Source organism: Marinobacter piscis (assembly GCF_007671655.1).
Taxonomy (GTDB): Bacteria; Pseudomonadota; Gammaproteobacteria; order Pseudomonadales; family Oleiphilaceae; genus Marinobacter; species Marinobacter piscensis.
In genome coordinates this window covers 448,143-462,947 of record NZ_VCGX01000003.1, presented here as the reverse complement: position 1 = coordinate 462,947, position 14,805 = coordinate 448,143, and the positions used below count along the sequence as shown (strand labels likewise).

Below are 14,805 nucleotides of genomic sequence, written 5' to 3'. Positions count from 1 at the left end.
TAACGCTCTCCCAGGCTATTTTGCTGTGACTGCTTCAACTAACCGGTTTCCCGTTCATAAGCCACTGGGTGTGTAGTACTACCCCGGCATCGCGCAGGAGGTTATAGACGGGGCAGCGTTCAGCCACAGCATTCTGCAATGCCTGAAGGCGCTCGGATGATTCTCTGGTTTTAATATCCACCTGAAATGTCAGGCTCTGAAAATGGGTGGATATGCCAGGCTCTCCCATCAGCCCCCTTAAATCTACGGTACCGCGGGTGTCGAACGACAAGTCACTGAACTCAAAGTTCAGTTCGTTGGCAATGAGCGGAATCATCACACCTTTACATCCGTTCAGTGACGCCACCAGATACTCCAGCGGATTAGGGCCCTGATTCTGCCCACCCAGCTCTGCTGGCTCGTCCATCACCACCGGATTAAAGTTACGTATGCGGTTATGAGTTTGCAGGCCAGACTGCCACTCACTGCGAGCTGCTACTTCCAGAATGTTCGTACTCACGGGCTCTCCTAGGGAATGAATAATCAAAGGACCATCGTAGGAATCATTCAAAAGCCCGTCAATACAATAGGTTATACATTATTCTTCTTAGCTTATCTGTAAAAACCTGGGGCTGGTCAGCTATCCTTTCGCTGGGAAAGGATCATCAATGGCAGGTTTCATACAGCCAGACTGCGGCGGGCCCAGAGGCGCTCTACAGCCTCAAACAGGCTGTCGGTGGCCAGTGCCAGCAGACCGATCAGGATGGCGCCCTGTAACACATAGGCTGTATTACCGTTCACCAGACCGGCAATGACCGGGTCTCCCAGGGTGCGGGCTCCAATAGTTGAGCCAATGGCTGCTGTGGCTATATTGATGGTGACCGACGTACGGATCCCCGCCAGAATCACGCGACCGGCCAGCGGGAACTCCACTTTAAACAGCACCCCGGCCGGTGACATGCCCATACCTCTGGCCGCTTCAAGAACGCCAGGGTTGATTCCGTCCATTCCGGCCAGGGTGTTGCGCAAAATAGGCAGCAGCCCATAAAGAGCCAGAGCCAACAGTGTTGGCTTTTCACCGAACCCGAGCGCCGGCACCGCCAATGCCAGTACAGCCACTGGCGGCACGGTCTGGCCGATGGATGCAATCTGGCTGACCAGTGGTAAAAAATCTCTCCCCCAGGGTCGCGTTACAAAGATGCCTGCGGATACAGCGACCAACGTACCAATTGTCGCTGATACCAGTACCAACCAGGCATGACTCTGTAGCAGCAGATAAAAGCTATCCCGGCTGTAAACAAGATCATCTGTGCCTGGCTGCACCCATGAGAATAAAGACCCCATTGCGGGAAGAAATGCTGCAAGGACACCCAACAGGGCAAACCAGATAACTGGCGTAAGCCAAACCCGCATCATGGGCGTACCTGCAGTAACTGCTCACGCTTTACGATACCGACTTCGCACCCCGCTTTACTGAGAACCGGCAGCTGAGTTGCGTTTTCCCAGACCATGGCCGACAGTGCAACCCGCAGGCTATCTGCCTCATTCAACCCTGTTGTGTCCGACGCTGGCCGGCGGGGTTCCGGGTGTCGCTCCATCACCTCACCCACGGTGCGCAAGGCCAGCAATTTGAGGCCCCGGTCGCCACTGCCGAGCAGGTTTTCAACAAAGGTAGATGCAGGCTGTCGAAGAATAGCCTCGGGAGTATCATGCTGAATGATCCGCCCCTGATCCATGACCGCGATGCGCGTTGCCAGCCTCAGAGCCTCATCTATATCGTGGGTCACGAAGACCGTGGTTTTGTTTAACTGCTTCTGGATTCGTAACATCTCCTGCTGCAGAAGTTCCCGGGTGATGGCGTCAAGGGCGCCAAAAGGCTCATCCATCAGCAGAATATTGGGGTCACCCGCCAGTGCCCGAGCTACCCCGACCCTCTGGGCCTGCCCTCCGGATAGCTGGTGCGGAAACCTGGCGGCATCGGTCTGCGGATCCAGCCCAAGCAATGTCAGCAGCTCATTCACTCGCTGCTCACGGCGGCGGGCCGGCCACTTGAGCAGATCTGGCACCAGCCCGATGTTGCGGGCCACAGTCCAGTGGGGGAACAACCCGGTGCTCTGAATGACGTAGCCCATATTCAGGCGCAATGCCTGTGGATCGATATCGTTGACATCCTCACCATCCACAAGAATGTCTCCGCTGCTGCGGGGCAAAAGCCGGTTAATCATGCGCAGCGTCGTGGATTTTCCACACCCAGAGCTGCCTACAAGAACGCACACCTCTCCGGTTTCGATGGTCAGATCAATACCGTCAACCGCAACCGTTTCACCAAATCGTCGTGTTACGCCCTTTAACTCAATCACCCGGCGCCCTCCGGACATTTAACGCAGACAGAACGGCGTCAGCGGCCAGTGCCAGAAATACCGTCGGCAATGCACCCAGCAGTACAAGGTCCATGGCAGCCTGCCCTAACCCCTGGAAAATAAATGTGCCAAAGCCGCCGGCTCCAATCAATGCAGCCACTGCGGTGAGGCCAATGGCCTGTATTGTGGTAATTCGCACACCTTCTATGATGACGGGCAGAGCCAGGGATAATTTGACCTGAAAAAATATCTGCCGCTCGCTCATGCCCATGCCACGCGCGGCATCAACAACCGCTTCCGGAACTTCCATCAACGCAATAAAGGTGTTGCGCACCATCGGCAACAGGCTGTACGCGATCAACGCCAGCAACGCGGGTGCCCAACCAATGCCTCGGATACCCAGAGCCTGAAGCACAGGAAGAGCTTCTGAGAGCGCCGCCAGTGGCGCAATCAACAGCCCGAACAATGCCAGACTGGGAATGGTTTGCATAAAACTGACCAGTCCCAACAATGGCCGGCGCCAGCTCTTTCGCCTGACCATGGCCAGCGCCAGAATGAAAGCCAGGACCGCACTGATTAAAACGGCACCGAGCGACAACAACAAATGCACCGAAAGTGCCTGAGTAAACTGATCCGCCTGATTGTTGTATTCACGAAGCAACGACAGACTCCCCAACCCCTCACGACGGGCGCACACCCACCACCCCAAAATAATCAGCAGCGCTGCCGTTAACTGCAGATGGCGGGAGGCTTTTAGCTGATGCATCGTTTCTGTCAGCATCAGAGCCAGGAAAAAAGCCAGACTCCAAAAGCCGGCACCAATACCAATGCGGGCGTAGGCTGAATCCGCAGGCAGCCTGCGTGTGGCGAGCGCCTCAAGCAACAAAGGCAGGAACATAAGTGCAGCCGTCAACAGCACGGCTAACACGGGAAAACGTTTCGGAACAGGCCTTGTAGCCAGCAACCCCGCTGCAAGCAACAACGCCGTAACAACGAAGGCGCCCGCCCAGCCTGTTGCTCCGTACAGCCCGTAACCGGTTCCCGCTACAATGCGGTTAGGCAGTACAACACCAAGGTCCAGAACCCATACCAGTCCCAACGCCGCCAGCGCCAGCACTGGTATTACCCGGTTAGGCATCGCTGTCGACACAGGCACGGGTTATTCCAGACTCAGGCTTTCCAGATAATCCCGGGCCACAGCCTTGTCAGGCGCCCCTTCTACGGCCACTTTGGCATTCAGCTCCTGCAGGGTTTCCAGGTCAAGAGACTCAAAAACCGGCTTCAGTAACGATCGTATTTCGGGATAGGCCTTCAATACGGCTTCCCGGACGATCGGGGTTGGCTGGTATACCGGCTGTACGCCTTTGGTATCTTCCATCACCTTCAGCCCCAGAGCATTCAGTCCGCCATCTGTGCCGTAGGCCATGGCACCGTTAACATCGTTGGAGTTGATTGCAGCGGCACGCAAAGTAGCAGCGGTGTTACCGCCGGAGAGGATCAGAAGCTGGTCAGACGTCAGCTCAAACCCATACGCTTGCTGAAACGCTGGCAGCGCGCTCGCTGACTCAACAAATTCGGCACTGGCCGCAAACTTAAAAGGCTTTCCTGACTTTATATAATCCGCCAGGTCCTCCAGGGTTTTCAGGTTGTGCTTTTCGGCCAGATCGCCACGCACACTCATTGCCCAGGTATTGTTCGCACTCGCCGGAGTAAGCCAGACAATACCTTCCGCTTCATAATCCAGCTCAGCAGCGGTTTTGTAGGCCTTTTCGGCATTTTTCCACACGGGGCTGTCTGCCTGGTCATAAAAGAACGCAGCGTTGCCGGTATACTCGGGATAAAGATCAATTTCGCCGGCCGTGATCGCACTGCGTACTATGTTGGTGCTACCTAACTGCAGCCGGCTTTCCACCGGGATCCCGCCGCTTTCCAGGCGCTGCACAATCATCTGCCCGAGCACACCTCCCTCTGTATCAATTTTTGAGGACACTACCACCGGCTCCTGGGCGGAAGCCGTGCCAGCTATACACATCAAGGCAAAGATCACGCCCCGTTTCAGAGAATTTGAGAGAGTCACAGGCACTCCTTCGAGTCAGAGGGGGTGCGTCATGCACCCCAAGAGTTCAACCGCGCATACAGTTATAAAACTAGCCGTGGATCGCTTCCAAAGCCACTTTCAGTTTGTCCACTGTCCGGTCTACATTATTCAGCTTTTCCAACCCAAACAACCCCATCCGGAACGTACGGAAACTCTCTGGTTCTCCACACATCAACGGCACGCCGGCAGCAACTTGCAACCCCTGCTCCCGGAACAGACTGGTATTGTGAATGTTCACATTGTCGGTATGTAAAACCACAACACTCGGGGATTCATAGCCAGTGGCGGCCACACTTTTGAATCCCGCACGATAGAACAGGTCACGGACCTTTTGACCAAGCTCTTCCTGACGCTGATAAAGCAACTCGGGACCGGTTTTTAAGGTTTCAAGCATGGCATCGCGGAGGATAACCAGGGTGTCGGTGGGCATGGTTGCGTGGTAGGCGTGGGTTCCCGACTCATAGGACTGCATAACCTGGGACCATTTGCGCAGATCTGCTGCAAAACTGCTGCTGGTCGTTTCCTCCATGCGGGCGAGCGCACGTTCGCTTAACGTGATCAGGGCTGCACACGGAGACGCACTCCAGCCTTTTTGGGGCGCACTGATCAAAACATCCACACCACAGGCTTCAGTATCCACCCACAGTGCACCCGAGGCTACGCAGTCCAGTACGAACAGGCCGCCTACCTCTGCTACGGCCTCTCCGATAATGCGCAGGTAGTCATCTGGCAATACAAGACCAGACGCGGTTTCTACGTGGGGGACAAACACAACCGCAGGCTTGTCAGCTCTGATACGGTCCGCCACTTCTTCTGCAGGAACCGGCCCGAAAGCCGCCTGAGGAGTGTTATCCAAAGCCTGCGCCTGAAGGACTGTGATATCATCCGTAATCCGGCCTGCTTCAAGAATCTGCGACCAGCGGTAACTGAACCAGCCATTGCGTAGCACCAGACAACGCTGGTCATTGGCAAACTGACGGGCTACAGCTTCCATCCCGAAACTACCACCTCCGGGCACAACAACCGCAGCTTTGGCGTTGTACACCTGGCGCAGTGTCGAGGAGATATCCCGCATTACCTGCTGGAATGGCATGGACATATGGTTAAGCGAACGATCATTGAAAACAACGGAGTATTCAAGTAATCCGTCGGGATCAACAGAGGGGTATAAGCTGGACATGACGATGAAATTCCTTACGTAGTGTAATCTGTGGATGAATGATCAGTGCGGCCATTCTATCAAGATTAGTATTGTGCGCTTTATTTATCAGGTTTCCGGCAAGTCCACTTGTAGAACCCGATGAAAGCTTATAAATTGACCAGAAGCGGCAACGTTGCCGCTTCTCTCTTTTGTAAATGACCCGAACCACACATCAGGTGAGCTTGTGAGACACTGTTTCTCAGAGACCATTACTTTTTACCGTTACAGCGCCCGCTACCAGGCAGGCCCTGCTGGTGTGTCGTTCGCCTTCCTCTTTTCTCGCTGAATCCGCTTTAAAACGCCGGGTTCGGCGTTCAGATCCCGATATTTCAATTAATTAATGACTTTTCTTGTGGAGATGACTATGTCTGACATGCCGGCCGTACTGGTAGCTGAAGAAGACTATAACCGTTTAACAACCCTTATCGAAAAACAGGGAGACTCAGATGTGGTGGATGGTCTGGATGACGAGCTGAGCCGCGCCACGCTTGTGCCCCTTGCGGAAATGCCGGCCCACGTGGTTACTATGAACTCCCGCGTGCGCTTCCAGAATGAGGACAGCGGCCTGGAGCAGGAGCTCACACTGGTGTACCCCCACGAAGTGGGCGACGGCGAAGGCAAGATATCGATTCTGGCACCCGCTGGCTCCGCCCTGCTTGGGCTTGCCGTGGGTGACTCCATTGAATGGCCGGTCCGTGGCCGCAACAATATCCATCTCAAGATTATTAACGTTACCCGGGGCGGTTAAGGGCAGCCATCATAAACGTTGACAGGTGGTACACTGCGACTGCCTGTCAATCCTTCCGTATCAGACGAAATTGCTCAATAGCCTTTCGCAAGGCCTCCGCCATAACCAGCAAGTCGCCCGCAATGCCTGCAGTTTCCTGGGCATCGTCTGCCGCCAGCTCCGCAGAGCGACTGATTTCGATCACATTCTGGTTAATGGCCTCCGACACATCACTCTGTTCGCCGGCTGCACTTTCCATTTCCTGATTAAGCGATGTAATTTCCCGTACGGCGGAAGCAATCCGCTGTAATTCCGACTCTACTTCCAGAATAGCCTCTACCTGGTGTTCTGCCGTATCCGAAGCGTGACGCATCGACGCAACACAATCAGTCACTTCATTCCGCAGCCCGTCAATAGTGCTTCGGATTTCCTCTGTAGATACCTGGGTGCGTGCGGCCAACGCCCGAACCTCATCGGCCACCACAGAAAACCCGCGCCCCTGCTCCCCGGCTCTTGCTGCCTCAATAGCCGCATTCAGAGCCAGCAAATTGGTTTGCTCAGCAATGTTTGAAATTTCTTCCAGCATGCCCGCCATCTCATTGGTACGCTGGTTGAGGTGCTCTATGCGTCTGGCACCGCCCTGCACCTCCTGGTTCAGGCCCTGAATACCTTCTACTGCGGTGCGCGCCAGTTGCTCGCCTGTGTTGGCAGACTCTGCCGTTTCTGCGGACTTGCGGGTTGTATGGTTGGCATTTTCGCGGACCTGAACAGCCGATGCTGCCATTTCGGTCGTGGCGCTGGCGACCTGATCCGTATTGTCTTTTTGCGTTATTACGCCCTGCTCTGTCGCCTCTGCCTTTGCTGCAATACTGCGTGCTGCCTGCTCTACCTGCGTGGCGTTATCCGTTACCGTACTCATGCTTTCACGGATTTTTACAATCATTCGGTTGAACGCAAGTGAAACAGATCCGATTTCATCTTTACGGGAAACCTCCAGTTCAATGGTGAGATCAGAGTTCCGGGAAATCTCATCCATGCTTCGCTGGAGCCGACGCAGCCTGGAGAAAACCAACCGATTCAAAACCAGACCGGTTAAAAGAAACACTGTAGCGAAAATAGCAACCTGAATCCCGCTGCTGGCAAACAGTTGACGGTTCAGGCGGGCATCGCTCTCTGCAAGCGAGTAGTCCACACGGATTGCACCCAGCACATCACCTTCCTGGGCCTGGTGACAACCCAGGCAATCAACGCCCTGATAATCAGCCTGAGCAATAACCGGGTCGATTAATGTGTACACTCGCCCGTCTTCATTTTCCGAATATCGTTCAATCCGCTCCCCCGCAAGAGCTCTTTCATCGTCTGAGTCGCGTTTCTGTTCTGCCCGCGTTCCTTTGCCGAATGTCTGGTTAAGCTGGTCACTGCGAACTACCCGGACCTCCAACACATCATCAGGTGCCATGACCTTGTCCCGGAGCACATCACGATTACCGATTGTGCCAGTTACCATCATGGTATTGAGGCCATCAAAATAGGACTTGGCAAGGCCATCCACATATTTATGGCTGAACCCCTCCATATGGTCACGTTGCGCATTAGCGCTATAAAGTACGGTGAAAACCAGAATGAGTGAAAACGCACATGCCAGAGCAGCGAGTAGTAAAAAGCGGATAGAGTATTGGTTTTTCATAACGGCCCGATTTGAAGAATGACGATGACCTGACTGGCCCGGTGTTTTAAGCACTCTCAGATATTGACGGCAAAGCGGCGGGTAACTTTATAGACATGCATCAAATATTTACTGATTCAGATCATAACCCGTGCATTCCATAGGCCTGGCACTAAAATTGCTCACCTATAACGAAAGAGATTTATTTTCGGCGCGAATCAGTGAGCCGGCAGAGGAAGTCATCCCATGTCATTACTGTCATCTATTATCCAGGCGGGTACACGATTCCAGCAAAATCTGGATAGGCGCACCACATCACCAGAGCTACAGCCCGCAGATACAGGTCGCACTCCCGAAAGTCAGCTCAAGGAAACGGGCACTGACGACCGTTTTACCCCCTCAGGTGACTCGCTCACTGATACGGGAAGACGGTCGTTACAAAAGCTACCATTGGCCGATTACAAGCAAACAGTAGGGCAGGATCTTGCCTACATACGGGAAACGTTGCGGCATAAGCTTGCCGAGTATAGCCAGAACCCGTCTACAGCAGTCAGCGTAAGCAAAAGCGACAATGGCCGGATTGAGGTAAATGGCAAGCTTGCGGATGATGTCAGGAGCCGCATCGAAAACGATCTGAATGTGAACAAAGACTTCACAGAATCTTTCCGCCGGCTGAGCGTAAATGAGCCTACGCTACACTTTATGGATAATGCACTGAAACTGAACCAGGCTTATGGCGTTACGAACTCATTGCTGGACACCCTGGTGAGCGACAATCAGCAATTTAATGGGCTGCAGGACCTGGTACACCGTTACGACAGCCTGCGCCGCTCGGCCCCAACAGCCACAGCTGGGGCCACGACGCATAGAAACGCCTACGCCTTTAATCTGAACACCCGGGCCTGAAGACTACACGTCGAATGGTGCCGGATCGCCCTTACCTACCCGGGTCACTTCCGGCACCTCGCCTGTAAAGTTCACAACTGTGGTCGGCTCCATGCCGCAGAAACCACCATCGATCACCAGGTCGAGCTGCCCACCAAGCTCGTCACGGATATCCTCAGCATCTGTCATGGGGTCTGACTCACCCGGCAATATCAGTGTACTGCTCATAATGGGTTCACCTAGCTCTCCCAGCAAAGCATGACAGATTGCATTATCCGGAACCCGGACACCAATGGTACGGCGTTTCGGGTGCAGTAATCGCCGGGGTACCTCGCTTGTCGCGTCCAGAATGAATGTGTAGGGGCCAGGTGTGAATGTTTTCAATAGCCGGTACTGGGTATTGTCCACTTTGGCATAAACGCCAATGTCTGAAAGATCCCGGCAAACCAGTGTGAAGTTATGTTTGTCATCCAGCTTACGGATCTGCTTGATCCTGCCTGCAGCCGGTTTCTCTCCAAGATGGCAACCAAGGGCATACCCGGAATCTGTGGGGTAGACCACCACTCCGCCATTGCGAAGAATCTCAACTGCCTGCTTAATCAGCCTTTTTTGCGGGTTCTCAGGGTGAATCTGAAAAAACTGACTCATGAACGCTCTCCGTTAGAGTTTTGAACGCCTGACGCAACTGACACGGAATCTGCCTTTGAGCCGCCCATACAATCAGGCGACGCAGGCGCAACCTGTCCCGATGCTTCCCATTCCTCAGGGGAGTATAGATGCAATGCCAGCGCGTGCACCCCACCGGCCATCTCCAGCTCTTCTGCAAGCACTTTATAAATAGCCTGATGGCGCTTAACTTTCATCTGTCCGGCAAAAGCCGATGACACCATCGTCACCTTGAAGTGCGTCTCTGAGTTAGGCGGCACGCTGTGTTTATGGCTTTCGTTCTCCACGTGAAGAATACTGGCATCAAATGCGTCTGCCAGTTTGGCTTCAATCGCACTCTGCATTTTCATAACCTGCTAACTCCTGCAATTCGGCGGTGTATGGTGTATATGGTAACGGTACCCGGAAACCGGGTACCCACGGTTGTCCCCCCCCCCAAAACAAACAGTCTACTACAGAAGAAGCCTCCTCCGAACCTTGACACCCTACAGCCAAAAAGCCACATTCCCCTACCAGCTCCAACCCGGATAACACGTCACTCATACCATGCTTTTATACATCGCTGAAAAACCCAGCCTCGGCCGAGCAATTGCAGCCTCTCTCCCGGGGCCCCACCAAAAAGGTCAGGGCTGGATCCGCTGCGGCAAAGGCAGTGAAGCCGTTACGGTAAGCTGGTGTATTGGCCACCTTCTGGAGCCAGCGGAGCCATCCAGTTATAACCCCGCCTGGAAAACATGGCGGCTACACCACCTGCCTATGTTCCCGGACACGTGGCAAGTAACCCCTAAAAGCAGCGTGCGCCAGCAACTCAAGGTGCTGGAACCCCTGATTCGAAAAGCAAGCACCATCGTCCATGCCGGAGACCCTGACAGAGAGGGACAGTTGCTTGTGGATGAGGTCATACAATACGTTGGAACCCGGGCCGAGGTTCAGCGAATACTCATAAACGACCTGAATCCGGCTGCTGTAACCCGGGCCATACAGCACCCCAGAGACAACCGTGAATTCCGCAAGCTTTCCCATTCGGCCCTGGCCCGACAGCGCGCTGACTGGCTTTACGGCATCAACCTGACCCGCTTCTATACACTGAATTACCAACATCAGGGACAGAAAGGTGTTTACTCTGTAGGTCGGGTTCAGACGCCGGTACTGGGCCTGGTCGCTGAGCGCGACAATACCATTGAAAACTTTGAGCCCCGGCCCTTTTTCCGGATTGAAGCACGCGTTCATGCTCAGGAAGAAGAGGCTGACCAGCAGCCTTTCACAGCCCGGTGGCTGCCGGATGATCAGTTCCAGGATCATCTGGATGAGGAAAACCGCTTATTGGACCGGGCAACAGCGGACCAGATTGCCGCCAGCATACACAACCGGCCGGGCACGGTCGTGGAGTCTCGTTTTCGTGACCGGCCCGAAGCGCCACCCTTGCCCTTATCGCTTTCAGCGTTGCAAATTGAAGCCGGCCGACTGTTCCGCATGGGCGCAAAAGAGGTGCTGGATACCGCTCAGAATCTCTACGAGCGTCATCAGTTAATCACTTATCCCCGCTCTGACTCCCGCTATCTTCCCGAAGAACATCTTGACCAGGCCCGGCAGGTTGCCTCTGCAATTGAGCGGATGGCTCCTGCGCTGACCGGCATATGCAGCAACGCTGACTTCAGCCGCCGGTCAGCTGCATGGAATGATAAAAAGGTGGACGCTCACCACGCTATTATTCCCACAAGCCGCTCTGTGCCCGGCGGCAAGCTCAGTGACGCCGAACATAAAATCTACGACCTCATTAGTCGTTTTTATCTGATGCAGTTTTTGCCGGATGCTACTCACCGCGAAGGCCGCCTCACTGTAAGAATTGCTGAACAGCGTTTCCGGGCAACCGAGACGGCGGTACTGGAACCCGGCTGGAAAGTCCTGGAGCTAAAACTCAGGGATGCGCGTAAAGAAGCAGAAAAGCCTCCTCTGCCACGTCTTGATAAAGGCGAGCCAGTATTCTGTGAAGACAGCTCCGTCAGGGAACGGCAAACCCAGCCACCGCAGCATTTCACCGACGCAACCCTGCTGTCTGCGATGACCAACATCGCACGCTTTGTCACTGACCCGGAGTTGCGAAAAACCCTGCGCGAGACAGATGGCCTGGGCACCGAAGCGACCCGGGCGAGCATCATCGACACACTGTTCCGGCGCGACTATCTGTATCGCGACAGTCGGCATATTCGCGCCACTGAAAAAGGCAAAGAACTGATCAATGCACTTCCGGAGGCTGTCAGCCGGCCCGACAGAACCGCTGTGTGGGAAGCAACCCTGGAAGCCGTTCGCCGCGGCGAGGAAGATCCCAGGGAGTTTCTTGAGACTCTGAAAACAGAGATCCGACAGCTTATCGGCGGAACTGCGGACAGTGTCCAGGCAAAGCCTGATACTGCAGCTCCAAACTGCCCGAAATGCCGCGCTCCTATGACCGAAAGAGACGGTAAATATGGCCGCTTCTTTGCGTGCACCCGTTATCCGAACTGTCGCGGCACCCGCCCCCTTGAAGACTCTGATCCGCAGGATGGCACCGGGCAGAAACCGGTTCCCTGCCCCCACTGTTTTTCCCCCCTGGTTCGAAGAAAAGGAAAAAAAGGCTGGTTCTGGGGCTGCAGTAATTTCCCTGCCTGCCGACAAACACTGAACGACGATAACGGAAAGCCGGCCACGATCTCACCGAAGGCTACATAACGAAACGGAATACCTCGCTGAAATTTGTGATAATGGGGTGAGGCGGCCTAAAAGTCCCGACCGGCTTAGCCATAAAGACGCGCTTTCGAGAAACATAACTGACTCAGGGAGGGATACAATGCGCATTGCTCTGCTAGAAGATGAACTGGAACAGGCGCAACTCATTCAGGCCATTCTCTCTGAACGCGGATACCAGTGTGATAGTTTTCCTACGGGCCAGAGTTTTCTCAGTGCTGCCTTACACGAAAGCTATGACCTGATGATTCTGGACTGGCAAATTCCTGATATGACCGGGATTGAAGTGCTGAAAAGTGTCAGAACTCATATAAACTGGCCGATCCCCGTTGTGTTCCTGACCCAGCGCGACAGTGAAGCCGATATTGTTCAGGCCCTTGATGCTGGAGCAGACGACTTTCTCGCAAAACCTGCCCGGGCTGCAGAGCTGACCGCTCGTATTAACGCTCTGGCACGGCGCGCTAACCCGGACAGCGAGAAAACAACCCTTGAGTATGGCCCGTTTAAAATTAATACCCAGCAGCGAACCGTTTGCCTTCACGGTGAAATGCTGACATTAACGGATAAAGACTTCGATCTCACCCTGTTTCTGTTTCAGAACCAGGGGCGCCTGCTTACCCGGGAAGTGCTTCTGGAGCGGGTTTGGGGGCTGATCAAAGACGTTAACACGCGAACGGTGGATACTCACATCAGCCGCCTGCGGCGCCGGCTGGGCCTGAATCCTGAGAACGGCTTTCGTATCAAGACGATTTATCAGAGAGGCTACCGTTTGGAAGCAATGAAAACTGAACCAACTGACACCTCAGTCAAAAGCCAGGCTAATGCCGGAGAAGTGCACACCTAAAATGTCTGATCGCGCAGTATCCTCTATTCTAAAGACTTTGTTTATACTGACATTGTCAGTGCTGACATTGCCTGCGCATGCGGAGCTTCCTGTCACCCGTGGCTCTGCAACTGATAAAGGTGCTTCCACAATCGAATCGGAGCCAGAGTGGTTATACACACTGAGACCTGGCGAAAGTTTTGTAAAAGCTGCAAATAAGCTCCTGAACAAACGCTACAGCCCGAAACAACTCTTACGATACAATGCCATAGACCGAGGACAGGCACTGACAGAAGGCGATCGCATCCGTATTCCTCTGGCCTGGCTTAAACAAGAGCCAGGCCCTGCCCGGGCGACCTCAGTTTCAGGCAATGTTCAGTTAATCTCCAGTAATGGTCGCCGGAAAAGGCCACTGAAAAATAACGCCGTGATACGCGTAGGTGATGAAGTGATTTCAGCGGCCGGAGCTGCACTTATCACTTTGGCTGATGGCTCGGAAGTCAGGCTTTCCCCCAATTCCCGACTTATATTCAACCGCCTGTCCCAGTTCGGAAAGACCGGTATGGCGGATACGAGGTTAAGACTGAACCGAGGGGGCGTGCGAACCCGGGTAAAGCCTGTGATTGACGGGGGCACCCGCTTTGAAATAGAAACACCTTCAGCGGTTGCTGCAGTGCGTGGCACAGCATTTTCTTTACAAACCGGGGGCGCGGCTACTCATTTGCAGGTAACCGAAGGGACTGTGGAGTTTGGAATTCCCGGCAAGTTGCACAGAGTGCCTGCCGGTTACAGCGCAAGCATTTCCGGCAACAAACCGAACATCCGACGAATGCCGGCAGCCCCTGTGATCACCCAGCTGCCGACACCACTCACACAACTCCCTGCTGAGGTGACCTGGGAGGCAGGGCCGCCCACACATTACCGCCTTGATATCTTCGAAGCGGAAAGCGGACGTTGGGTTGAAAACAGAAAAGTAGTGGGCAACCATTTTAATGTCAGCCGCCTGGATAACGGACGCTACGAAATGCAGCTCGCCGCACTTGACCCGCAAGGAGCTGCAGGGATGCCCGCTGTTCGCCTTTTTGAGGTCGACCTGCAGGCCTACGCGGCCAACCTTCTCTCTCCAGGTGAGGGAGACAGCACAAACGACGACATGCCTGAATTCCGCTGGAGCCTCAATGGTTCAAATGAGCTTGCCCGAATTGAAATTGCCGAAGACAAAGCTTTCAATAATCTGGTTGCAACCAGCGAATGGGCACCAGAAACAGCAGCCCTGCCCTCTCGCCCACTGAAGGCGGGAGAATATTACTGGCGTGTCGTTACAGAAGCTGGCGGTAACTCTGTTGCAGCATCACCCTCACGAAAGCTGACGGTAAACGGAACACTCCCGCCGGTGCGCATCATCAGTGTGAACTATATAGACAGCCAGGTGCGCGTATTCTGGGAAAGCCTGGCCGAGGCTTCAAAATACCGTGTGCAGCTGTCAGACTCTGCCGACTTCAACAGTATTATTAAAGAGGCAACCCTGAAAGAAACCACAGCGGCCTTGCGTCTTGTTCCCGGTAGGCGGTATTTTATCCGCCTCAAAGCTCTTACTGACGGACCGTTGCAAAGCCAATGGGGCCCCGGGAGGGAACTCTACCTGGAATGATATTGATAACCGAGACGTATAGCGG

14 protein-coding genes are annotated in these 14,805 nt (G+C 54.2%); 5 read left to right on the top strand and 9 right to left on the bottom strand.

The features are described from left to right. Positions 1-34: 34 nt before the first annotated feature. The 6 genes from FFI95_RS12985 to FFI95_RS12960 form a co-directional block, all read right to left on the bottom strand. Positions 35-499 (bottom strand): OsmC family protein, encoded by a 465-nt coding sequence (locus tag FFI95_RS12985; protein ID WP_222120403.1) that lies wholly within the window; start codon positions 497-499, stop codon positions 35-37. Between the two features lie 158 nt (positions 500-657). Continuing rightward, positions 658-1,392, bottom strand: a complete 735-nt coding sequence (locus FFI95_RS12980) for an ABC transporter permease (RefSeq protein ID WP_144823273.1) — start codon at positions 1,390-1,392, stop codon at positions 658-660. Continuing rightward, positions 1,392-2,339 carry an ABC transporter ATP-binding protein gene (locus tag FFI95_RS12975; protein WP_144823173.1) on the bottom strand — a complete coding sequence of 316 codons (948 nt, stop codon included), beginning with the start codon at positions 2,337-2,339 and terminating at the stop codon, positions 1,392-1,394. Before FFI95_RS12975 ends, FFI95_RS12980 begins: the two co-directional genes overlap by 1 nt. Next, entirely contained in the window at positions 2,332-3,477 is a 1,146-nt protein-coding gene (locus tag FFI95_RS12970) for an ABC transporter permease (protein ID WP_144823271.1), read from the bottom strand. The genes FFI95_RS12975 and FFI95_RS12970 overlap by 8 nt, the downstream gene beginning before the upstream one ends. Before the next feature lie 21 nt (positions 3,478-3,498). Continuing rightward, positions 3,499-4,371 carry a glycine betaine ABC transporter substrate-binding protein OsmF gene (gene osmF, locus FFI95_RS12965; protein WP_144823269.1) on the bottom strand — a complete coding sequence of 291 codons (873 nt, stop codon included), beginning with the start codon at positions 4,369-4,371 and terminating at the stop codon, positions 3,499-3,501. Between the two features lie 115 nt (positions 4,372-4,486). After that, complete coding sequence (locus FFI95_RS12960) at positions 4,487-5,617, bottom strand: aminotransferase class V-fold PLP-dependent enzyme (RefSeq protein WP_144823171.1); 1,131 nt, start codon at positions 5,615-5,617, stop codon at positions 4,487-4,489. Positions 5,618-6,002: 385 nt separating this feature from the next. Here FFI95_RS12960 and rnk point away from each other — a divergent pair, with 385 nt between their 5' ends. After that, positions 6,003-6,386: a nucleoside diphosphate kinase regulator gene (rnk, locus tag FFI95_RS12955; RefSeq protein WP_144823170.1), complete on the top strand. Its 384-nt coding sequence runs from the start codon at positions 6,003-6,005 to the stop codon at positions 6,384-6,386. 46 nt (positions 6,387-6,432) lie between these two features. Here the strand turns inward: rnk and FFI95_RS12950 are convergent, their stop codons facing one another. Then, a complete protein-coding gene (locus FFI95_RS12950; protein ID WP_144823168.1) occupies positions 6,433-8,052 on the bottom strand; it encodes a methyl-accepting chemotaxis protein in 1,620 nt (539 codons plus the stop codon). A 225-nt stretch (positions 8,053-8,277) separates the two neighbouring features. On the opposite strand from FFI95_RS12950, the gene FFI95_RS12945 reads away from it, so the two are divergent. Continuing rightward, on the top strand, positions 8,278-8,937 hold the full coding sequence (locus FFI95_RS12945; RefSeq protein ID WP_144823166.1) for a hypothetical protein: 660 nt from the start codon (positions 8,278-8,280) through the stop codon (positions 8,935-8,937). A 3-nt stretch (positions 8,938-8,940) separates the two neighbouring features. Here FFI95_RS12945 and FFI95_RS12940 read toward each other — a convergent pair whose 3' ends face one another. After that, positions 8,941-9,564: an L-threonylcarbamoyladenylate synthase gene (locus tag FFI95_RS12940; RefSeq protein WP_144823165.1), complete on the bottom strand. Its 624-nt coding sequence runs from the start codon at positions 9,562-9,564 to the stop codon at positions 8,941-8,943. Beyond that, on the bottom strand, positions 9,561-9,932 hold the full coding sequence (locus FFI95_RS12935; protein WP_144823163.1) for a BolA family protein: 372 nt from the start codon (positions 9,930-9,932) through the stop codon (positions 9,561-9,563). The genes FFI95_RS12940 and FFI95_RS12935 overlap by 4 nt, the downstream gene beginning before the upstream one ends. Before the next feature lie 196 nt (positions 9,933-10,128). Between FFI95_RS12935 and FFI95_RS12930 the strand changes: the two genes are divergently transcribed. The 3 genes from FFI95_RS12930 to FFI95_RS12920 all read left to right on the top strand — a co-directional run bounded on the left by FFI95_RS12930 (position 10,129) and on the right by FFI95_RS12920 (position 14,780). Next, positions 10,129-12,291 (top strand): DNA topoisomerase III, encoded by a 2,163-nt coding sequence (locus tag FFI95_RS12930; RefSeq protein ID WP_144823161.1) that lies wholly within the window; start codon positions 10,129-10,131, stop codon positions 12,289-12,291. 118 nt (positions 12,292-12,409) lie between these two features. Next, positions 12,410-13,150 (top strand): response regulator transcription factor, encoded by a 741-nt coding sequence (locus tag FFI95_RS12925; protein ID WP_144823160.1) that lies wholly within the window; start codon positions 12,410-12,412, stop codon positions 13,148-13,150. Between the two features lies 1 nt (position 13,151). After that, a complete protein-coding gene (locus FFI95_RS12920; RefSeq protein ID WP_144823158.1) occupies positions 13,152-14,780 on the top strand; it encodes a FecR family protein in 1,629 nt (542 codons plus the stop codon). Positions 14,781-14,805: the final 25 nt, after the last annotated feature.

Bases quoted from the DNA above. Each gene is read 5' to 3' on its own strand.
- FFI95_RS12925 (WP_144823160.1), top strand. From the start codon at position 12,410: ATGCGCATTGCTCTGCTAGAAGATGAACTGGAACAGGCGCAACTCATT.
- FFI95_RS12940 (WP_144823165.1), bottom strand. From the start codon at position 9,564: ATGAGTCAGTTTTTTCAGATTCACCCTGAGAACCCGCAAAAAAGGCTG.
- FFI95_RS12935 (WP_144823163.1), bottom strand. From the start codon at position 9,932: ATGAAAATGCAGAGTGCGATTGAAGCCAAACTGGCAGACGCATTTGAT.
- FFI95_RS12950 (WP_144823168.1), bottom strand. From the start codon at position 8,052: ATGAAAAACCAATACTCTATCCGCTTTTTACTACTCGCTGCTCTGGCA.
- FFI95_RS12970 (WP_144823271.1), bottom strand. From the start codon at position 3,477: ATGCCTAACCGGGTAATACCAGTGCTGGCGCTGGCGGCGTTGGGACTG.
- rnk (WP_144823170.1), top strand. From the start codon at position 6,003: ATGTCTGACATGCCGGCCGTACTGGTAGCTGAAGAAGACTATAACCGT.
- FFI95_RS12960 (WP_144823171.1), bottom strand. From the start codon at position 5,617: ATGTCCAGCTTATACCCCTCTGTTGATCCCGACGGATTACTTGAATAC.
- FFI95_RS12980 (WP_144823273.1), bottom strand. From the start codon at position 1,392: ATGCGGGTTTGGCTTACGCCAGTTATCTGGTTTGCCCTGTTGGGTGTC.
- osmF (WP_144823269.1), bottom strand. From the start codon at position 4,371: ATGTGTATAGCTGGCACGGCTTCCGCCCAGGAGCCGGTGGTAGTGTCC.
- FFI95_RS12930 (WP_144823161.1), top strand. From the start codon at position 10,129: ATGCTTTTATACATCGCTGAAAAACCCAGCCTCGGCCGAGCAATTGCA.
- FFI95_RS12920 (WP_144823158.1), top strand. From the start codon at position 13,152: ATGTCTGATCGCGCAGTATCCTCTATTCTAAAGACTTTGTTTATACTG.
- FFI95_RS12945 (WP_144823166.1), top strand. From the start codon at position 8,278: ATGTCATTACTGTCATCTATTATCCAGGCGGGTACACGATTCCAGCAA.